This window comes from Ornithinibacillus bavariensis (assembly GCF_018333235.1).
Lineage (GTDB): Bacteria > Bacillota > Bacilli > Bacillales > Amphibacillaceae > Ornithinibacillus > Ornithinibacillus bavariensis.
The window spans coordinates 288,422-309,523 of sequence record NZ_BORP01000005.1; the positions used below are offsets into that span (position 1 = coordinate 288,422).

At 36.1% G+C, this 21,102-nt stretch carries 19 protein-coding genes, 2 tRNA genes and 1 rRNA gene; 4 read left to right on the forward strand and 18 right to left on the reverse strand.

Annotated features, from left to right (window positions below; all coding sequences use genetic code 11):
• Positions 1-20: 20 nt before the first annotated feature.
• The 7 genes from KI338_RS13665 to KI338_RS13695 all read right to left on the reverse strand — a co-directional run bounded on the left by KI338_RS13665 (position 21) and on the right by KI338_RS13695 (position 8,359).
• Positions 21-1,133: a hypothetical protein gene (locus KI338_RS13665; RefSeq protein ID WP_212921558.1), complete on the reverse strand. Its 1,113-nt coding sequence runs from the start codon at positions 1,131-1,133 to the stop codon at positions 21-23.
• 1,461 nt (positions 1,134-2,594) lie between these two features.
• Positions 2,595-3,194 (reverse strand): class II aldolase/adducin family protein, encoded by a 600-nt coding sequence (locus tag KI338_RS13670; RefSeq protein WP_212921559.1) that lies wholly within the window; start codon positions 3,192-3,194, stop codon positions 2,595-2,597.
• 1 nt (position 3,195) lies between these two features.
• On the reverse strand, positions 3,196-4,467 hold the full coding sequence (gene otnK, locus KI338_RS13675) for a 3-oxo-tetronate kinase (protein ID WP_212921560.1): 1,272 nt from the start codon (positions 4,465-4,467) through the stop codon (positions 3,196-3,198).
• Between the two features lie 33 nt (positions 4,468-4,500).
• Complete coding sequence (locus KI338_RS13680) at positions 4,501-5,760, reverse strand: TRAP transporter large permease (protein ID WP_212921561.1); 1,260 nt, start codon at positions 5,758-5,760, stop codon at positions 4,501-4,503.
• The gene (locus KI338_RS13685; RefSeq protein ID WP_212921562.1) at positions 5,757-6,236 is read right to left on the reverse strand and encodes a TRAP transporter small permease; all 480 of its coding nucleotides are present in this window, start codon (positions 6,234-6,236) and stop codon (positions 5,757-5,759) included. The genes KI338_RS13680 and KI338_RS13685 overlap by 4 nt, the downstream gene beginning before the upstream one ends.
• Positions 6,237-6,309: 73 nt before the next feature.
• Entirely contained in the window at positions 6,310-7,317 is a 1,008-nt protein-coding gene (locus KI338_RS13690) for a TRAP transporter substrate-binding protein (RefSeq protein WP_212921563.1), read from the reverse strand.
• 16 nt (positions 7,318-7,333) lie between these two features.
• On the reverse strand, positions 7,334-8,359 hold the full coding sequence (locus tag KI338_RS13695) for a zinc-dependent alcohol dehydrogenase (RefSeq protein ID WP_212921564.1): 1,026 nt from the start codon (positions 8,357-8,359) through the stop codon (positions 7,334-7,336).
• Positions 8,360-8,566: 207 nt separating this feature from the next.
• Between KI338_RS13695 and KI338_RS13700 the strand changes: the two genes are divergently transcribed.
• Entirely contained in the window at positions 8,567-10,333 is a 1,767-nt protein-coding gene (locus KI338_RS13700; protein WP_212921565.1) for a sigma-54-dependent Fis family transcriptional regulator, read from the forward strand.
• Positions 10,334-10,630: 297 nt separating this feature from the next.
• Here the strand turns inward: KI338_RS13700 and groL are convergent, their stop codons facing one another.
• Both groL and groES read right to left on the reverse strand, forming a co-directional pair.
• Positions 10,631-12,253 (reverse strand): chaperonin GroEL, encoded by a 1,623-nt coding sequence (gene groL, locus KI338_RS13705; protein ID WP_212921566.1) that lies wholly within the window; start codon positions 12,251-12,253, stop codon positions 10,631-10,633.
• Positions 12,254-12,307: 54 nt separating this feature from the next.
• The gene (gene groES, locus KI338_RS13710; RefSeq protein ID WP_280530757.1) at positions 12,308-12,610 is read right to left on the reverse strand and encodes a co-chaperone GroES; all 303 of its coding nucleotides are present in this window, start codon (positions 12,608-12,610) and stop codon (positions 12,308-12,310) included.
• Between the two features lie 243 nt (positions 12,611-12,853).
• Between groES and KI338_RS13715 the strand changes: the two genes are divergently transcribed.
• Both KI338_RS13715 and KI338_RS13720 read left to right on the forward strand, forming a co-directional pair.
• Positions 12,854-13,573: a CPBP family intramembrane glutamic endopeptidase gene (locus tag KI338_RS13715; protein ID WP_212921568.1), complete on the forward strand. Its 720-nt coding sequence runs from the start codon at positions 12,854-12,856 to the stop codon at positions 13,571-13,573.
• A 3-nt stretch (positions 13,574-13,576) separates the two neighbouring features.
• On the forward strand, positions 13,577-13,777 hold the full coding sequence (locus KI338_RS13720) for a YdiK family protein (RefSeq protein WP_212921569.1): 201 nt from the start codon (positions 13,577-13,579) through the stop codon (positions 13,775-13,777).
• A gap of 17 nt (positions 13,778-13,794) precedes the next feature.
• Here the strand turns inward: KI338_RS13720 and KI338_RS13725 are convergent, their stop codons facing one another.
• Entirely contained in the window at positions 13,795-14,445 is a 651-nt protein-coding gene (locus KI338_RS13725) for a redox-sensing transcriptional repressor Rex (protein WP_212921570.1), read from the reverse strand.
• A 187-nt stretch (positions 14,446-14,632) separates the two neighbouring features.
• Here KI338_RS13725 and KI338_RS13730 point away from each other — a divergent pair, with 187 nt between their 5' ends.
• Positions 14,633-16,555: an ABC-F family ATP-binding cassette domain-containing protein gene (locus tag KI338_RS13730; RefSeq protein WP_212921571.1), complete on the forward strand. Its 1,923-nt coding sequence runs from the start codon at positions 14,633-14,635 to the stop codon at positions 16,553-16,555.
• A gap of 306 nt (positions 16,556-16,861) precedes the next feature.
• Here KI338_RS13730 and tsaD read toward each other — a convergent pair whose 3' ends face one another.
• The 8 genes from tsaD to rrf form a co-directional block, all read right to left on the reverse strand.
• Positions 16,862-17,869 (reverse strand): tRNA (adenosine(37)-N6)-threonylcarbamoyltransferase complex transferase subunit TsaD, encoded by a 1,008-nt coding sequence (gene tsaD, locus KI338_RS13735; RefSeq protein WP_212921572.1) that lies wholly within the window; start codon positions 17,867-17,869, stop codon positions 16,862-16,864.
• Positions 17,866-18,315, reverse strand: coding sequence for a ribosomal protein S18-alanine N-acetyltransferase (gene rimI / locus KI338_RS13740; protein ID WP_212921573.1), 450 nt, complete (start codon positions 18,313-18,315; stop codon positions 17,866-17,868). Before rimI ends, tsaD begins: the two co-directional genes overlap by 4 nt.
• On the reverse strand, positions 18,308-19,012 hold the full coding sequence (gene tsaB, locus KI338_RS13745) for a tRNA (adenosine(37)-N6)-threonylcarbamoyltransferase complex dimerization subunit type 1 TsaB (protein WP_212921574.1): 705 nt from the start codon (positions 19,010-19,012) through the stop codon (positions 18,308-18,310). The genes rimI and tsaB overlap by 8 nt, the downstream gene beginning before the upstream one ends.
• A 16-nt stretch (positions 19,013-19,028) precedes the next feature.
• The gene (gene tsaE / locus KI338_RS13750) at positions 19,029-19,484 is read right to left on the reverse strand and encodes a tRNA (adenosine(37)-N6)-threonylcarbamoyltransferase complex ATPase subunit type 1 TsaE (RefSeq protein ID WP_212921575.1); all 456 of its coding nucleotides are present in this window, start codon (positions 19,482-19,484) and stop codon (positions 19,029-19,031) included.
• A gap of 4 nt (positions 19,485-19,488) precedes the next feature.
• Positions 19,489-20,460: a thiamine-phosphate kinase gene (gene thiL, locus KI338_RS13755; protein ID WP_212921576.1), complete on the reverse strand. Its 972-nt coding sequence runs from the start codon at positions 20,458-20,460 to the stop codon at positions 19,489-19,491.
• A 125-nt stretch (positions 20,461-20,585) separates the two neighbouring features.
• Positions 20,586-20,662 (reverse strand) — tRNA-Asp (locus tag KI338_RS13760).
• Between the two features lie 46 nt (positions 20,663-20,708).
• Positions 20,709-20,785: transfer RNA gene (locus KI338_RS13765), tRNA-Met, on the reverse strand.
• A gap of 191 nt (positions 20,786-20,976) precedes the next feature.
• Positions 20,977-21,092 (reverse strand): 5S ribosomal RNA (gene rrf, locus KI338_RS13770).
• Positions 21,093-21,102: the final 10 nt, after the last annotated feature.

Consider the following 21,102-nt stretch of genomic DNA (forward strand, 5'->3'; position numbering starts at 1 on the left):
CTATTTGGTCTTAAATATAACTATTTAACTAGATACTCATTAATATCTGGTATAATCCCATCGTTAGTAACTTTTGTATAGTTAATAGTTGTATATTCATGTCCTTCGTGTAGACTTACAATCATAAATTTGAAACTGATAGAATCTCCTATACTATATTTTTCAGTTAAATCTCCTTTAAATGCTAAATATTGACTTCCAACATCCGATTTAAACTCAAACAAAGTAGCATCCATATCTGAATCATATTCGAGTCCAATTATAGTGTCAGTCACTTGGATTTCATCTCCTGCAATGTAATTCTTAGATATGTCTACTTTTTGGTCGAGGTTTTCATCATAATATTCATAATAGAGTTCATTCATTGTAAGCGTGTTCGGGAAAGAACTTTGTTGTAGTAATTTTGTATTATTCTTGTGTTTTTCAGTAGGCAACATATATCTATATTCGCCAACTGTTTCAAACATTACTTTATTCCCACTTTCATCTACACCAACAATTAAATTGTCTTCTTTAACGTTTAAATTAATATCAATATTACCTGTTGGTAACATACAGTTTCCTTTACTATCACATTTTTTGTGTAAATCTCCCCAGTGATAGTATGCATGCCATAGAGTCCATGAATGACTATTTGATGTAGTCCATCGAGCAACGTGTTTTCCAGCTTTTTGTACTGTAAACCAACTATACTGGTTATGTCCAACTGTTCTATTAATCGCGTCTTTACTAGAATCAGGACGTGAAAGAGTTACCACAATTTTTCCAGTCCAACCAATTTGATGAGAATTAGCCCACATTTCAATTTCGTGACCCTTTTTAACTGCTTCTATGTCTTTTCTAACAGAACCGATCTTTTTGTAATTTATTGTTCCTGAACTAGCTGTATCCCTACTATTCCCTAAAGTAATCGACGGTTCACGTTTTGTGAGTGCTTGCGTGGCTCTATTAAGTAAATAAAAAGCCCCCTTTACAGCAACCTTTCTAACCATAGTAGTCTGAACGCTATTTTCTGGTTTTTCTTGTTGTGGTAATTCTTGCTGACTTGGTGCTGCTAATACTTGCACCGGTACTACAGATATAAATATAATCATAAGTGCTACTAGAATTATGCTAATCCTATTTCTTTTCAATAAATACACCCCTATCCAAAATTGTAATAATTTGTTATATATTCTATAATAAACTCCTATTTTGAAATTGCAAGTTAATTTAGATACTTATGAATTTAATCCAATCTATAAAAAAAGACAGAATGAATAAATACTTAAATATTTATTCATTCTGTCTTTTTTTATTTACTAACCGTGAGTTTGTTAACCGTTATTCTAGAAAGAGCAAACGATATAATAATAACAATTACTGTACCGACCAACACACTGATGGAACTATTTAGTATGTGTACTCTATTAACGATAAAGCTAATTAAAGAAACATACATTACAAAAAATAAAATAGTCAAAAGTAGGTTAATTATTTTTCTATTTATGTTTAACACCACCTTTAGCAACTTAAATATTTTATTATAATATACACCAACTTTATTTGTTTGGATAGTAGTTCCCTATAACTAACTTAGTAATAATTCTTAATCTTATATATTTTAGGATATCAAACTACAGTATAGCTAAATTAAAAGCGCTTGACTAAACTTTAAGTTTAGAAGTAATAATTACATTTTTCTGCTCATATCACTTTGCGATTATTGTTATCACTGTGGCCTAATAGCATCGATGACGATGCAGACTCCAGTCTGTTAGACTTAGAAAGTTTTTTCAAAGTTATTCGACCTTAACAGTTTTAATTTTCCCAACCCTTTCTACAAATATTTCTGCTATACTATAAAATATACTATAAATTCGCAATCTTTTACCTGAACCAAAATTTAATGTTTTTATGCTAAAGGGTATCCAATGTTAGACAGTTATAATAAAACTGGTCTAGATGGAACAACTAATTCTGGTATGGCAATCAGCTGATGGTTAACAGTTCATAGCTAAAAAGAGAAATTGAAAATAGAGGCTGTCGAAGAGTTAGAAGCAATAAATGATATTTATGGACCTTTTGATATATTTTTTAGTTGTTTAGAATAAGTTACTTCTAAAAATACCAGTATATGAGGATTTTGAAGAGGAGGATAATATGACTAATAAAATTATCTAATCAACTAAGAATGGCCGTTATATTGCCCGTGTTCTTTGTTACTGTCATTTTCTTATTATGTACATGGAATTTTTTTATTAATAAGGAAGTTAGTTATCTGACAGAAAGATGCTATTCAGATGGTGGTTATCCAAATCTACAATTATTTATTTTTGATTATTCCTTTTCTTGTGAATGAGAATATTAATATACCCTTTTGGGAGATATCTCAATAAAATAAAATTATTTATTTGATAAAAGAATCGAACCTGCTTTTCAATATGAATGGAATGAACTCCTAGCCAATGAAGCGCTACCTTCTTTGGCTCTTTCGCAGTATCATCTTAAAGCCTTTCGACAAATGTTTACGTTCCTAAGTGGTAAACAATATATTTACCCATCGTAAAACCCACAAAAGGATTCAGTACCTATGGTACCGAATCCTTTAAAATTTATGAATTTATTAGGAGAGCTTTTTCATTTCGAAGCTCCCATGCAATTCTAGCACTTTCCTCTAGTTCTTCTAGTACGTAGAAAGCAGAAATTAAATCCTGATCGCCTACAATAGGACCATGATTTTGTAATAGATAGCCATCACTATCATTCACACGTTCCTTGAATAATGAAAATAATTCCTCAGAACCTGGCTTTGCATAAGGTACTAATCCTACTGTTCCGAGTTTCATTCGTAGATATGGTGTGTAGTTTGGAATAACATCTGTAACATTATCATGTTCCAAACAAGACCATAGCGTTGAATAGAAACTATGGGTATGAAGTACCGACTTAATTCGAGAATCTTTTTCATAAAGAGCCATATGCAGTGGGAGTTCTTTACTAGGTTTGATCCCACTAATATGATTACCGTTTAAATCTACAACAGAAAAGCTGCTTTCAGTCAAATTCCCGAAACAAGTACCGCTAGCTGTAATATAAATCTTATCCTCGTGCATAAAGCTTAAATTTGCAGATGATCCTGTTGCTTTATTTCTATCAAACAGGACTTTACCTACCCAAATCGCATCGTTCAGTTTTTGTTCAAAATTGGACATTTCAATCCTCCTTTGTTAACTTAGCAGCTCGCAGGAAGAAATCTTTTTGCCCAAAGTTTCCTGACTTTAAAACTAGCCTTAAATCTTTATTTTTAAGTGGTACCATAATTGGTACACCTGGTGCAATGCTCTCGCCGATTTGATACGAATCATATCCGAGAATCTTCGTAACTGCACCTGATGTTTCCCCACCAGCAACAATAATACGATTGTAGCCATTCTCAACAGCTTTCGTCGCTAAGTATGCTGTGGTTTGTTCCAATAAATGAGATACTTTTTCTGTACCAGCTGACTGTGCTTTCTTAACATTTTCAGGCTTATCTGAGCTATATACAAGTACAGCATCATCATTAGAAGCTTGTACGTGATCCCAGATTTCTTCTTTTGTTTGGGTGCCATTTCCTAAATCAATCGGATTAATTTTAATATATTTACCATTATTGTCTTTAAATGTATCAATTTGATCTAATGTTGCTTGGGAACAGCTACCAGCTAAAATGATTGCTTTCCCCTTTGTTGAACGAATAAGTTTTTCAGATACATGATTGCTCTCTTTATTATGTTTTTTTCCAAGTGCTGTCATGAGTCCAGACCCGCCTGTTAATAACTGGAGGTCTCCGAACAGTTCAACAATCTTCTCTGCATGTGTTTCTTCCATATAATCAGGAATAATGTAGAAACGTTCATGTTCAAGCGCAAAATCTTCTACTATTTTTAAAATTTTCTCGTTTTCCATCTCGAGAATTTCATGATTGAGCTTTAATGAAGGGTACTTCCCTTGTGGCTCCATTAATTTTGCTAAATCCGATTCCCACATTGGTGTTAGTGGGTGGAAGCGCATATGCGTTTCATTTAACGGAACACCATTTACGATTAAGTGACCATCCTTTACAATTCTTCCATTTACCGGTAAAGCAGGAGCGAGCACTGTATATGGAATATCATATTTTTCAAGAACCGCATCGATTATTGGGCCAATATTCCCTTCTTTTGTTGAATCAAAAGTAGAACAATATTTCACATATAATTGAGATGCACCGTTATTTTTCAACCATTCGAAAGCCTCTAGTGATTGTTGTACAGCTAACGTCGTTTCTTCTGTTCTTGTTTTCAATGCGATGACAATAGCAATATTCTCCTTGGTATCGAAATGTTCTTCAGCAGGCGTACCATTAAATAAATATGTTTTTATTCCTTGCTGAACAAGAAAGGACGCAGCATCACTCGCACCTGAGAAGTCGTCTGCGACTATACCTAAAACAATTTTCCCCACACTATCATGCCTTTCTATATTCAATATTAATATTTAGTAAAGTAAATGCGTAATTGCTGGTACAAATGCTACTAAGATAGCAATGAAAATCATAATGATCCAGAACGGAATCAATTTCCTCGATAACTCCAAGATTGGAACTTTGGAAATGTTGCTGGCTACATACATTGCTGTACCAACTGGTGGTGTTAATAGTCCGATTGTTAATGTGATAACCATTACAATACCAAACTGCACAAGGTCCATACCCAAACTCGTCGCAACTGGAACAAGAATAGGTGTTAGCAGTAGAATAGCTGGACTACTATCTAAGAACATTCCAACCACTAGAAGAAGTCCAATGATAATCAATATAATAATGGTAGGATTATCTGTAATACCCAATAAAGCATTCGTTACTTTTTGCGGAACTTGTTCACTCGTTAATAACCAACCGAATAAAGATGTTGCCGCAATGATTGAAGTAATTACCGCTGTACTAAGAGCAGCTTCATAGAAAATTTTTGCAAAGTCTTTGATTTTAATTTCTTTATAAACAAATACTCCGATAATTAATGCATAAACAGATACAACAGCTCCACCTTCCGTAGCAGTGAATATACCTCCTCGGATCCCTACAATAATAATGATAGGCATAAGAAGCGCCCAGAAAGCAGCTTTAAATTTCTTCCACACATTTGCCCAAGAGAAACTACCTTCTTTCGGATAGTTCCTAATTCTAGCAATAATATAGCAGTAAATCATGAAACCGACTGCGATTAATAGCCCAGGTATGATCCCAGCCATAAATAAATCACCAATGGAAGCCTGTGAACTCGCACCATATACAATTAGTGCAATACTCGGCGGAATGATCAGTCCAATACTTCCTGCAGATGCAACAAGGGCTGCTGAAAATCCCGGGTCATAATTTCTTTTCTTCATTTCAGGAACCATAATCGATCCTAATGCTGCAGTATCTGCAACCCCAGAACCAGAAACTCCACCTAACACAACACCAGACACACTAACTACTTGTGACAATGCTCCTCGAAACCCGCCAACGATGGATAAGGCAAAATCAACAATTCTTCTCGTAATACCACCGTGACTCATAATTGCACCAGCCAACATAAACAACGGAATAGCCATTAAGGAGAAAGAATCAAGCGAAGTGAAAAATCTTTGTGCTAACAATTCAATCGGTAATCCTGTGTAATAAATTGCACCGATAGAAGAGATGGCTATAACAAATGCTATAGGGACGCCTAAGATGAGTAAACCTAAGAACACACCAAATAATATACTAGTCATGAATTAGGCATCTCCTTTCCTTTTAAATCTTGAATCATATTGCTAATTACAAAATAAACGATGAGAACTCCCGATATTGGAATAATAATATATACAAATTCCATAGGTAATGATAAGGAAGGACTGTTTTGACCACTTCCAATTTCCATCATTTTTAATCCACTGAATGTAAATAGAACCCCAAAGCCAGCAACTAAAATATTAATAATGAATTGTAAAACCTTTTTCGCATTAGCTGGCACACTTTTTAGTAATATATCAAGTGCGATATGCCCTAATGTCTTTACCCCTACTGCCATTCCAAGTATCGACATCCAAATAAATGTGTATCTACCCAATTCTTCTGTCCATGTGAAGGGACTACCAAATATATACCTTGAAATAACTTGTGCCGTAATAGCTAAAACCATAGCGAGCATTAATAACCCTAACACGTAGTAAAGGACTCTCATGATTACATGATCGACTTTCTGCATTTCCGAACCCCCTAAATCTTTTCATAAAGTCAGAGAGAGTAAAGGATTCCTTTACTCCCACAATGAATATCAACTATTTTTTAGCCTCTAAGATTTTGTTATATAAATCGATGTCTACCGTTTTTGCAAATTTCTCATGTGCAGCTTTTGCAGCTTCAGCAAATTCAGCTACATTTGGCTCGACAACTTGTAAACCTTCTTCTTTCATTTTTTCAAGAATTTTTCCGGTTTCCTCTTTCACTAAATTGTTTTCAAATTCAGTTGCAGCATCACCAGCTTTCTTGATAATTTCTTGTTGCTCTGCAGTCAACTTAGAGAATGTATTTTCACTCATAGCTAGTGTTACATATTCATACTTGTGAGCGGTTAGAGAAAGATATTTTTGTACTTCATGAATTCTCCCACCATATGTGAATGGAATTGGATTTTCTTGCGCTTCGATAGTTCCTTGCTCAAGCCCTGTGTACACTTCATTCCATGCCATTGTTGTTGGAGCTGCTCCCATTGCATTCCATGTGTCTTCCATTGCTTTAATTTCAGGAATTCTAATCTTTAATCCTTTAACATCTTCAAGTGTTTCAATTGGCTTATTTGCTGTTACGTGTCTTGGTCCACGATCCCACCAGTTTAAGATACGAATGTTAGAAGACTCTAGTACTCTATCAGCGATTTCTTGACCAACTTCACCGTGAACAACTTTGTTATATTCTTCTTCATTTTCTAGTAAATATGGTAATTCTAGTAATTGGATAGAAGGCTCAAAGTTACTTAATACACCTGCAATTAAAGCAAAGTCAATTGTTCCCATTTGCATACCTTCTGCCATATCTCTGTCTCCACCAAGTGTAGAGTTTGGATAAATTTCAACAGTCATGGAACCATCAGATAATTTCTCAACTTCTTCTTTGAACTTCAATGCTCCCTCATGCCATAGATCGCTTTCAGATTGAATATGACCTAATTTAAGAACAACCTGTTCGCCATCCTTAGCTTTTGATCCTTTTGAATCTCCCCCAGAACATCCTGCAAGAACTGCACTAATTAATATTAAAAGTAGTGCTCCATAAAGTAATTTTTTCATATTAACTTCCCCCTAATTATTTTTCTACTTCTATAATTACTTTTACTACATTTTCTTTCTTTTCATCTAAAATACTTAAGCCATGTTCCGTTTCCGCAAACGGTAATCTTTGGGTAATAAAGGCGTTTAAATCAAGACCTTCATTCACCATTTCCATCGCTTTCTCGAAGTCCTTTGTTTCGTATGTCATTGCACCAAACAACGAAATTTCATTAAAGACAAAGTTGTATGTATTAACAGGGATTTTTTCTGTAATCATGGCAACAATACCAACTTCCCCGCGACGTCTTGTCATTGATGAAGCTTGGTCGACAATTCCAGGTGCTCCTGCACAAACTAATGCAACATCAACACCTCTACCATTCGTGAGTTCTTTTACTTTTTCAACAACATCTACTTCTAATGGATTCAGTGCAAGTGTTGCACCTTGCTGTAACGCCATATCTAGATTGAATTGTTGGGTATCTGTACAAATGATATTTTTATAACCTGCTTCTCTTGCAGCAACTAAAGTTAATAAACCAATTGTTCCTGAGCCTAAGATAGCAATCGTATCTTTCTCAGAAACTGAAATTCTATCAATAGCATGTACCGCTACAGCTAATGGCTCAATTAGAGTTCCTAGCTCATAAGAAATGTTATCACCAATTTTATAAACAACCTCTTCCGGTGCATTGAAATATTCAGCAAATGTTCCAATCCATCCTGGTGTTCCAGGTGCCTTCTTATTTAAACATAGATTCACTAAGTCTTTTTCACAATATTCACATTCCCCACATCCAATATGTGGTTCAACTGTAACACGATCCCCTACTTTAAATTTTGTCACGTTTTTTCCTACTTCGACTATATCACCTGCAACTTCATGCCCTAAAATAACAGGAGGCTTTCTAAAAGCATGGGTGCCTTTATATAAGTGTAAGTCCGAACCGCAAACCCCTACGGTTTTAACCTTTATTAAAACTTCATTGTCTTTTATTCTTGGAACATCGATGTCTTTTATCTCTACTTTGCATTCATCGACAACGTAAGCTGCTTTCATGTATAACCCTCCGTTTGATTTTTTATTCCTCTATATTTTATGTATAACATAAAACGCTTTCAACATAATTTCGATAAAAATACGTTTCAATTTGCGACATTTTGTAGTTTTATGTCGAAATAAGAGTAACTTTTACATTAATTGTTTCAAATTTGAATGCCATGGTTGTATAATAATGTATGAAAATGAAAATTAGGAGTAAATGAAATGAAAAATATAAAACTACTCGCAATCGCTCCTTATAATGGATTAAAAGATCTAATATTAGAAGAGGCGAAAGCACGTAATAATTTGGATGTTGAGGTTCATGTTGCAGATATGCTAGAAGGGGTTGAGCTAGTAAAAACGTTACAGAACAAGGATTTCGATTGTATCATCTCACGTGCAGGAACGGCTGAATTAATTAGAGAAGTAACCGATACTCCTGTTATTGATATTAAAATATCTATTATTGATATGATCAGTGCAATTAAACTAGCAGAAAACTACTCTGGCTCCTATGCAGTCGTAGGATTTCGAAGTATTACTGAAAAGGCAGAAATTGTCCGAGAGCTGAACGATTATTCCATTGATATCCAAACCATTAACTCCTTATTAGAAATAGAAGGATATTTAACAGATTTAAAAATGAAAGGTGTCAGCCTCATTGTGGGTGACGTGATTACTTCAAGTAAAGCAAGAGAGCTTGGTCTAAACACTATCCTTGTTACCTCTGGAAAGGAAAGTGTTAAAAATGCATTCGATGAAGTAGTGAATTTGTTAAAGCTTCTAGTAATTTTTGACCAAAAAAATATATTGATTAAAAAAATTATGGACTACTCGGAGATGGAATATATTGCATTTAATAAGGAAAGAAAGGTTGTCTTAACAAATATTAAAACGAAACGTCAATATTTCACAGACTTTGCTAAGGAGATAGTTGACCAACTATTCAAAGAAAAAGAATGTGAAATCATAAAAGAAATGGATAACAGTTTAACTTTAATACGCGGGAAATTGTTTGAATCCAACGAGGAAGTATATGCATGCTTTTACTTTAGAGCGATAAAACCTTCAACTAAATTAGCAGATCCAGCAATTACATTTCTAAATGTTTTTGATGAGTCTAAAACAAATCTAGAAACGATTCCAACCAACAATAAGCAGTTGTTAAAGGTAATAAAGGATGTAAAAAGCTATTCCAACGCAACCAACCCTTTATTACTAATCGGTGAAATAGGAACAGGGAAGGATTTCCTGGCACATGCCATTTATAAGAATGGTCCATATCAAAAAAGTCCATTAATCGTTATTGACGCAAAATATATGGATGAGAAGAAATGGTTGAACTTGATAAATAAAGACAATTCCTTCTTAACAGAGAGTAACATTACAATCTATATGAAAAACTTGCAAATGCTAAACGAAGCCTGTCAGCAGTTATTGGAATCCTATTTTATCAATACGTATATTCATAAACGGAATCGATTTATCTTCTCTTTTGTTAATGGCTATTCCGATGTATTTGACAAAGGACCGTTTCTCCAATTCATACGTAATGAGCTAGGTGCTTTCCCTTTAGTAATGCCTACGCTAAATGATAGAAAAGAAGATATTTCCAGCCTTACTAGTTTATTTATGAGCGAGTTAATATTAAAGTACGGAAAACAAGTAGTCGGACTGGAACCTAAGGCGCTTCAGCTACTGCAAGAATTTAAGTGGACAAATCATATCGATCAATTAAAGAGGATTATTGAGGAATGCATTATATTGACTGATACGTATTTCATCAGTGAAGAATCCGTTCAGAGTGTTCTTGCAAACGAAAGATTCCCTACTGCAAATACAACGACCTACTTAGATTTGCAAAAACCTTTGGACGAAATTAATAAGGACATTATTAACCTTGTTTTATCTGAGGAAGGGTTTAACCAGTCAAAGGCTGCGGAGCGGTTGGGCATTAGTAGGAGTACGTTGTGGAGGAAGTTGAAGTAGTGTGGGTGTGGGGGGATGACTGGACTTTGATTGTGTTGTTAACTAGTATTAAATTTGCAAAGGTAAGCTGGCAATTAGGTTTGACCTGGGTTTGTGCCGGCCAAATCGTGTTTAATTACTAATTTCACTATATTGATGAGAATGGTTCGTTGCTTATTCTAATTCCAACTATTGATATAAAAAGGCTCCTCAAAAGTTTGCTTAAACTTTTGAGAAGCCTTAATTAATTATCTTCGATATAGTATTTTGCTCTCAACTTACTTAATAAACCACTTATGTCATGGTGTTGAGGGTAGATTACATCATACCGCCCATTCCACCCATATCAGGCATTCCACCGCCAGCATTCTCTTCAGGAATGTCAGCTACTACTGCTTCAGTAGTTAGGAACATAGCCGCTACAGATGCTGCGTTTTGTAGTGCAGAACGAGTTACTTTAGTTGGGTCTACAATACCAGAATCGACCATGTTTACCCATTCTCCAGTTGCTGCGTTGAAACCAACACCAATCGCTTCGCCTTTTAGACGTTCTACAATTACAGATCCTTCTAGACCTGCGTTAATTGCGATTTGGCGTACTGGCTCTTCTAGTGCACGAAGAACAATTTTAGCTCCTGTTGCTTCGTCACCTTCTAGGCTTAGGCCAGCTACTTTGTTGTATACGTTAACTAGTGCAGTACCACCACCAGCAACGATACCTTCTTCAACAGCTGCACGAGTTGAGTTTAATGCGTCTTCGATACGTAGTTTACGTTCTTTTAGTTCAGTTTCAGTTGCAGCTCCAACTTTGATTACTGCTACACCACCTGCTAATTTAGCAAGACGCTCTTGTAATTTTTCCTTATCGAACTCAGAAGTAGTTTCTTCTGCTTGAGCACGGATTTGAGATACACGAGCTGAAATAGCTTCTGGGTTTCCAGCACCTTCAACAATTGTTGTATGTTCTTTTGTAACAACAACTTTAGATGCGTTACCAAGTTGCTCAATAGTTGCACTCTTAAGCTCTAAGCCAAGATCTTCTGTAATTACTTGACCACCAGTTAAGATAGCGATGTCTTCAAGCATTGCTTTACGACGATCACCGAATCCTGGAGCCTTAACAGCTACAGCGTTGAATGAACCGCGAAGCTTGTTTAGTACTAGTGTAGCTAGTGCTTCACCTTCAACATCCTCAGCAATTAATAATAGTGATTTACCTTGTTGAACTACTTGCTCAAGCACTGGTAAAATTTCTTGGATATTGCTGATTTTCTTATCAGTGATTAGGATATATGGATTTTCTAGAACTGCTTCCATTTTATCTTGGTCAGTAACCATGTATGGAGAAGCATATCCACGGTCAAATTGCATACCTTCTACAACTTCTAGTTCTGTAGAGAAGCCTTTTGACTCTTCGATTGTAATAACTCCATCGTTACCAACACGTTCCATTGCTTCTGCAATTAAGTTACCAACCTCATCATCAGCGGAAGAAATTGCTGCTACTTGTGCAATAGATTCTTTTCCTTCAATTGGTTTTGAAATAGCATGTAGCTCTTCTACTGCAGTAGTAACAGCTTTTTCAATACCACGACGAATACCTACAGGGTTTGCACCTGAAGTAACGTTTTTAAGTCCTTCACGAATCATTGCTTGTGCAAGTACTGTAGCAGTTGTTGTACCGTCTCCAGCAACATCATTTGTTTTTGATGCAACTTCAGATACAAGCTTTGCACCCATGTTTTCAAACGCATCTTCTAGTTCAATTTCTTTTGCAATGGTTACACCATCGTTCGTAATTAGAGGTGAACCAAATTTCTTATCTAGAACAACGTTACGACCTTTTGGTCCTAAAGTTACTTTTACAGCATTAGCTAATGTATCCACTCCACGAAGCATAGCGCTGCGTGCGTCTTCACTAAACTTAATTTCTTTAGCCATATATAATGCCCTCCTTAGATTTAATCGTTATTATTAATGCTTTCATTCTAATTGTTATTGAACAACAGCTAAAATATCGCTTTCACGTAGAATTAAGTATTCTTTTCCATCGTACTTCACTTCAGTTCCAGCAAATTTAGAGAAGATGATACGATCTCCCTCTGAAACCTCAAGTTGAACTCTTTCTCCACTTTCTGTGACGCGGCCAGAACCTACTGCGACAATGCGTCCTTCTTGTGGCTTTTCCTTTGCAGAGTCTGGAAGCACAATACCGCTTGCAGTCTTCTCTTCTTGCTCAACAAGCTCGATTACAACACGATCTCCTAGTGGTTTAATCATGTAGACAACCTCCTTAATTCTTTTAAAGTGTTTTTATAAAATGATTGTTAGCACTCAGAACTGTTGAGTGCTAATTCCAATTAATATAATAAATAATTTTGTTTGGTTTTGCAAGCACCATGCAACGAATTTTTTAAATTTTTCTTGTACAGGTTTATTCTATTATTATATAGACGATGAATATGATACAATACACAGGAACATTTCGCATTCTGTACGATACTGATAACAACCTATGTAGACTTTAAGGAGCTGTTTTCATTGCCAAAAAGATACTGGTTGGTCATACTAACCTACATCATTGTGCAACTCTCAGGTGGTATATATATTCCAATCCTAAAACAATTTTTTTCGAATCATGCATTAATGGTATCCGTCTATTACACGATGATAGCTAGTTTTGTAATCGGGTTAATTGTTATATTGACTTTAATGAAGCCGGATATGGAATTAAAGCAAACTCGTAGTCGCCCTAGTACTGAAAATATAGCCTTATGGGCCATCCTGGGTGTTTTTATGGCTTACTTTGCACAAGCAATCGCAGGAGTAATAGAAACCAATATACTAGGTATTGAGCTTGGTTCAGAAAATACCCAAAACATTATGGACATAACAAGAGCTGTCCCATTGTTTGCGGTTATTCCGGCAATAATTGCGCCAATTCTAGAAGAAGTTATCTTTCGTAAGATTATTTTCGGATCTCTCTATGAACGGACCAATTTCTTTATTGCTGCTCTTTTGTCAGCCTTTATATTCGGGATTATCCATGGGGAACCAGAGCATCTTCTGATTTATGCATCCATGGGATTTGTCTTTGCATTCTTATATATAAAAACAAAATCAATCATCGTACCAATAATTGTCCATATGACGCTAAATACCATTTCCGTCATCGTACAATTTACTTTTTCCCCTGAGGACTTAGAGAGATTACAAAAGCAGGTAGATAGTATTCAGATGATTTTAATTGGAGGTATATAAAATATGCGATTTACTGCCAGGACAATGGCACTCATCTATTTTGCTATGGCCATTGTGTTTATATACTTTGCCGTTCGATATGCGGATGAGACGGTATGGAACTTTCTTACCATCTTCTTAGCAGTTATTGCTACACTAGATATTGTGACAGGCATTCGTTATTTACGATTACACTATAAATTAAAGAAAATAAAAAAGGGGTAGCAACATGCTACTCCTTTTTACTCACTATATAGTTCTGTTTTTTCTAGCGGGTAATGCTTTAAAAAATAGACTAATGCTTGAAGCTCTACAGCTAAATCAATATGGTGAACCCGAATATCATCTGGTACTGTAATCCTTGCAGGAGTAAAATTAAGAATCCCCTTTATCCCCTGAGCCACTAACCTCTCTGTCACACGATCCGCTTCCATAGCTGGAATAGTCAAGATAGCTACCTTCACATCATCTAGTCTCTCTTCTAGCTCATTAATATGGTAGATAGGTACACCACCAATAGTTTGTCCTACCTTATTGTCATCGGCATCAAAAGCAATTTTTATTTTCGTATTATTATTTTTCATAAAGTTATAATGAAGAAATGCTGTACCTAAATTCCCTACACCAATTAAGGCTACATCAGTAATCTCATCCTGATCCAATGTTTTACGGAAAAAACCTAGCAAGTACTCCACATTATATCCATAACCTTTTTTTCCGAGCGCACCGAAATAAGAAAAATCCCTACGAATCGTAGCTGAGTCTACTTTCACAGCATCACTTAATTCTTTCGAAGACACACGTGTTTTTCCTTGCATTTGTAAATTATTTAAAAAGCGATAATATAGTGGAAGTCGCTTTGCTGTAGCTTGTGGTATTTTATTTTGATCCAAGCTAATTCCTCCTTAATTAATGTATCCCTAGTCATCCAATCTAATCTCTAATAACATTATTTACTATATCCATTTCTATTTTAACAAATTTTTATAAGGTAGTGTGAGTGTTTTCACAATTTTGCTTATGTGTATATTGCCGAAATCGTACTTTGTAAGATAAACTGATAGTACTAGAGGTGACATTATGATAATTATGCAATTAAATGATATTTCCAAATCATTCGGTGCCGAGGAAATATTAGCTAATATAAAACTAGAGATAAAAGATAAAGACCGTATTGCAATCGTTGGCCGTAATGGTGCTGGTAAGTCAACCCTATTAAAAATTATGGCAAATGAAATGACTTATGATACTGGTGAACTTATAAAACCGAAGGACTTAACGATTGGCTACTTATCCCAGCATACTGGCTTAGAGTCAGGTAATACCATATGGAATGAAATGCTTGAGGTCTTTCAAGAATTAATCCAGCAGGAAAATAGACTTCGTGAAATGGAAGGTAAAATGGCGAACCTAGGTCAGCTAGATGCGGATGAATCTTCCAAGTTATTATCCGAGTATGATCGCCTACAGCACGAATTCGAATCAAATGGTGGTTATGCATATCAATCTGAAATAAAAGCCGTTTTAGCTGGACTTAGTTTTCTAGACTATGATGACCAAACACCAATCAATGAATTAAGTGGTGGTCAAAAAACGCGTCTTGCATTAGGGAAGCTTTTATTAAAGAAGCCTAATCTGTTAATCCTAGATGAGCCAACAAACCATTTAGATATTGAAACATTGACATGGTTAGAAAAATACTTAGTTGGCTATCCTGGTGCAGTTGTCATCGTATCCCATGACCGCTACTTTTTAGACAAGACGGTATCTATTGTGTATGAAATATCCCGCCATCGCACGAAAAAGTATCATGGGTCATATAGTGATTTTCTTAGGCAAAAGGCTTTGAACTTTGAGCAAGAAATGAAAGAATTTGAAAAGCAACAGACCGAAATAAAAAAGCTAGAAGAGTTTGTACAACGAAATATTGTAAGAGCCTCGACAACAAAACGAGCGCAAAGCAGGCGAAAACAGCTCGAAAAAATGGATCGAATAGACAGACCACTTGGTGACGAGTCATCTGCTTCCATCACCTTTGAAATTACGAAACGGAGTGGAAATGATGTACTGAAAATACAAGATCTTGCTTTTCGTTATGAAAATGAGGCAGAGCCACTATTTGAGCATGTCTCCTTTCACATAACACGTGGGGAAAGTATAGCACTTGTTGGTCCAAATGGAGTTGGTAAAACAACGTTACTAAAAAACATTTTAGGAAAGTTAAATCCATCTAGTGGAGCAATTCAGCTTGGTACGAACGTTCAAATCGGTTATTATGACCAAGAACAAGCAAATCTTAGCTCACATAAAACAGTCCTAAATGAGCTTTGGGATGAGTATCCAACAGTGAATGAAAAGGATATTCGAACCGTACTAGGAAACTTCTTATTCTCTGGTGATGATGTCTTAAAGCCAGTACAATCTCTAAGTGGTGGTGAGAAAGCCCGCCTAGCACTTGCTAAGCTTCGAATGCAAAAAGCAAATTTATTAATTCTGGACGAGCCAACAAACCATTTAGATATAGATAGTAAAGAAGTCTTAGAGGCAGCATTAATTGATTTTCCAGGTACCATCATTTTTGTATCCCACGACCGTTATTTTATAAACAAAATAGCTGATAAAGTGGTTGAAATGAAACAAGGTGGTGCTAAGGTTTATCTTGGTGATTATGATTATTATTTAGAAAAGAAAGAAGAAGAAGCAGAGCTTGAGCGTTTACAAGCTGAAGATAAGCATGACAAGAAACCAAATGAAAAACGATTAAGCTTTAAAGAAGAGAAAAAGCTTCAAAGCGAGCAACGGAAACGCGAAAGACAAATCGCCAATTTAGAAGAAACAATTGAAAAATTGGAAGAAGAATTAGTACAGCTTGAGGAAAAAATGACCGAGCCCGAAGTCTACGAAAATCATGAGAAGGCTTTGGAATATACCAACAAGACGAATCAGGTAAAACAAGAAATTGAAAAGCTAATGGAAGAATGGACAGCTTTACAGGAAGAATAAAGACGAAATAGCTTTTCAAATAAATGTTCAGACTAAAAAGCCATCACAATGATGGCTTTTTTTATATAGGTTAAGGGATTGAATAGATATTATGTATGGAGGATTGTAGATGCAAGCTGCTCCGAATGAAATGATGACCTTATCCACAATCCATGTTCCTTATAAACTCTTTTATTATCAATTATCAACAAAGTTATGCACATTATCCACAAATCAAACAGGGGTTATCCACTACTGTTGTCAACAGGTAAAAAGCTATTTTACCAAAGTATATAAAAAAACATCCACAATAGCTGTGGATATTTTTTATTTTAATAGTAACGATGGATTTGCATTTAAATCTAATCCTGCTCGATTTCCCTTTTCAAAATCTATAGTACCTGCCGCAGCAATCATTGCTGCATTATCAGTGCATAGCTTTAATGGAGGAATTAATAAAGGTATTCCAGTTTCAGAGAACCTCACCTCTAATTCAGCACGTAATCCCCTATTCGCAGCTACCCCTCCGGCCACTATAACTTGCTTTACTTGATATTGTTTTGCAGCTTTCACGGTTTTTGTGACTAGTACATCAATAACACTTGCTTGAAAACTTGCAGCGATATCCTCTGGCTTTAATGTAATCCCCTTCTGATTGGCATTATGGATTTTGTTGATAACCGCGGATTTCAACCCACTAAAGCTAAAATCATAGCTATCCTCTTCTAGCCAAGCACGAGGAAAATCAATAGAGATTTCTCCCTCTCTTGCTAAACGGTCTATATGTGGACCACCTGGGTACGGTAGATTAAGCATCCTTGCCACTTTATCATATGCTTCACCAGCTGCATCATCTCTTGTTTCACCAATTACTTCATAACTGCCATGTTCCTTCATTAGGACTAACTCTGTATGTCCACCTGAAACAATTAAAGCTAAAAGTGGAAATTGAAACTCTTCCATCAATTGATTGGCATAAATATGTCCTGCAATATGGTGGACCCCAACAAGCGGTTTATTATTTGCAAATGCTAGGGCTTTTGCTGCATTTACACCGATAAGCAATGCCCCAACTAAACCTGGTCCTTCCGTAACTGCAATCGCATCTATATCATTAAAGCTCAAGCCTGATTCTTGAAAAGCCTCTTCTAGAACAAGTGTAATCTGCTCCACATGATGTCTAGAGGCTATTTCTGGAACAACTCCACCAAATCGCTTATGACTTTCGATTTGGGATGCCACAACATTTGAAATAATTTCCCTACCATTTTTTACAATAGCTACTGCTGTCTCATCACAGCTAGTTTCAATTCCGAGTATATATGTATCCTTCATGTTAAATTCACCCACATTACAAGCGCATCCTCATTATTATCCGTATAATATTGTTTTCGAAGTCCTCCAGGAACTAGGCCAAACTTACGATACATCCGTTGGGCTATAATATTTGTTACTCTAACTTCTAATGACAGGCGAGTAACACCTAACCTCACCGCCTTTTGTAAGGAAAATCGAAATAATGTTTCCCCCAATTTCTTGCCACGAAAGTCAGGTAATATAGCAATATTCGTAATCTGTGCATCATCATGAACAATCCACATTCCAACATAGCCAACTATTTTATCTGCTAGTTCCATAACATAATAATGAGCATACTTATTTTCTGTTATTTCCTGTCTAAAAATTGCTTCCGTCCAAGGTGTAGTGAAAGAGGCAGCTTCCACAGTCATTACCCCACGAATATCTGCTAATTCCATTTCTCGAATTAATACATCAGCCATTGGCTTTATCCTCTTGCGCTTTTAACCATTTTGCTTCTGCCTCAGCTAACCTTAAATAATTTGGTGTCAAGGTATGTACTTGATCTTCAACCTTATCTATAGCTGCAAGAGCTAAGTCAGAAGGATTCATGATATGGTAAGGCATCTCTGGTATTTCTGCATATGATGATAGCCTTTCTTTAATCAGTTGACGGTGCTTCTGAATATCCGGACTAATAAATAGGATATTACGTTCCATCTTTTCTAATTGCTTTAGCCAATCCTCAATTAAAATATTTTGCTCTTTCTCTACCAGCACCAGGCTATCTCCATTAACCTCATATAGCCCAGTATAAATTAAACCCCTTCTCGCATCGAAAAAAGGACAGATTAGAGAATTGGTCAGTAATCCCCGATAGGCCAGTCCTTCCAAACTAGATACTCCTACGACTGGTATTTTTAATGACCATGCTAGGGTTTTAGCAGTTGTCAGTCCAATTCGAACTCCAGTATAAGAGCCTGGACCTTTTGCCACAACAATTTTACTTAACTGCTTAGGCTCCAAGCCTACTTCTCGCAATAAATAATCTATTGCCGGCATTAAGCGAACTGAATGGTTTTTAGCGATATTTGTGATGATTTCCCCTAACACCTCGTTATCTTTTAAGATAGCGACTCCTAATGACTGTGTCGAGGTATCTATAGTTAGTGTATACATATTGCTACTCCTTTTCCTATCCAACTAAAGCTTCTACAATATCCTGATAACGGGATCCAGTCGGTTCAAATGTAAGTAGTCGTGAATCTTCATCCAAATAGTTGATAATGATAGTTAATCGTTCAGATGGAAGAAAATCTTCAATATATTGTGCCCATTCTACAACACTAATTCCATTTCCATTAAAATATTCTTCAAAACCTATATCTTCATCTGAACCCTCTAATCGATAAACATCCATATGATAAAGCGGAAGCCTACCATCGTATTCTTTTACTATCGTAAATGTCGGACTACTTAAGGTTCTACTTATACCAAGACCTCTTGCAAGTCCTTTTGTAAAAGTCGTTTTTCCCGCCCCCAAATCTCCCTCCAAGGTAATAACACTACCTGCATCAAGAAGATTTGCTAGCCTTTCTGCAACGTTTATCGTTTCTTCGGCATTATTTGTTTTTAATTCATACTTCTCCACTATTTCACCTACTTAAATGGTTGTATCCCGTTTTATCTAGACGTTCCATCTTATTGCTTCCATTATCGATTAGCACGTATCCTAATTCTTGCTTTGATGTAACATAACCAATTGGAGTGACCTGCACATTATTTCTTTCTGCAATTAATAATAGTTTGTCCCAATCTTTCTTAGGTACAGTACCCATCAGCTCAAAATCTTCACCACCAAACATTTTCCAGTTATATTGTAATTTAGGGTTAAACTGATCAAATGCTGGATGTACCGGTATATTTGCCTCTTCAAGCACTAGAGTCACATTAGATGCCTCCGCTATTTCATTTGCTTCACTAGCTATTCCATCACTTATATCATTTAAACTAACTCTCAACAAGCTTTCCAGCCCTAGTGCGAAATCTACTCTTGGAAAAGGCATTTGGTGTTTGTTTATGAAATACGAACGCTCTTTATAATTACCTGGATGGTTTAAAATATATAATCCCGCTTGTGAGTCTCCTAGAAATCCCGTTACAAATACAATGTCACCTTTTTGTGCTAAAGAACGATACCGAATTCTATCTTTTTCCCCATAACCAATAACCGTTATAGAAATAACTAATTCCTTTCCAGAAACGGTATCTCCGCCTATTAAGTCCATATTAAACAAATCGGCTAAATCCCTCATACCTTGAAAAATAGAATGTACTTCTGTCATTTCCCAATCTCTCGGAATAGAAATAGCAACAAGATAAAACGCAGGCTTTGCTCCCATGGCTGCCATATCACTTAAATTAGCCGCCAAAGCCTTATAACCTATATGATACGATTTCATGGTATGCTTTGCAAAATGAACATTCTCTACAAACATATCCTTGGAAATCACTATTTCCTGTTCATAGGAATCAAAAACAGCCGCATCATCACCTATACCTTTTAATAAAGTCGACTGTTTATAAATAGACTGCTTTATCGTATCAATAAATGAAAATTCGTCCATTGCAATCACCAAACCTTCTCGTACAGCTAAATTTAATGATAGCAAAAACTTTGCCATGTTACTAATATTAAAAAACACATGGTCTCAGTGGAAACCATGTGTAAATATGTATTATGGAATTAAACTGGCGGTCCGGACGGGACTCGAACCCGCGACCTCCTGCGTGACAGGCAGGCATTCTAACCAACTGAACTACCGGACCATTTTTCTTTTAAATAAGTGAATTATACACAGTAAGTTTAAAATTTTGGTTGCGGGGGCAGGATTTGAACCTACGACCTTCGGGTTATGAGCCCGACGAGCTACCAGACTGCTCCACCCCGCGATAATATAGAAGTGAAAATTTGAGCGCTAATTTAGATGTTAGTATTATCTAAGAAGTGACCCCTGCATCTTCTAGCATATTCAAAGGAGCTTATGCTTCGGGGTTACTCGTAGCGGATTCGGTAGAGGTAACGCTCGTTGCTCCACACCGCGATAGTAAAAAGGTATTAAACATTTGATTATAATAATAATGCCTGGCAGCGTCCTACTCTCGCAGGGGCAATGCCCCAACTACCATCGGCGCTGAGAAGCTTAACTTCTGTGTTCGGTATGGGAACAGGTGTGACCTTCTCGCCATCGCCACCAGACAAAGCGTCT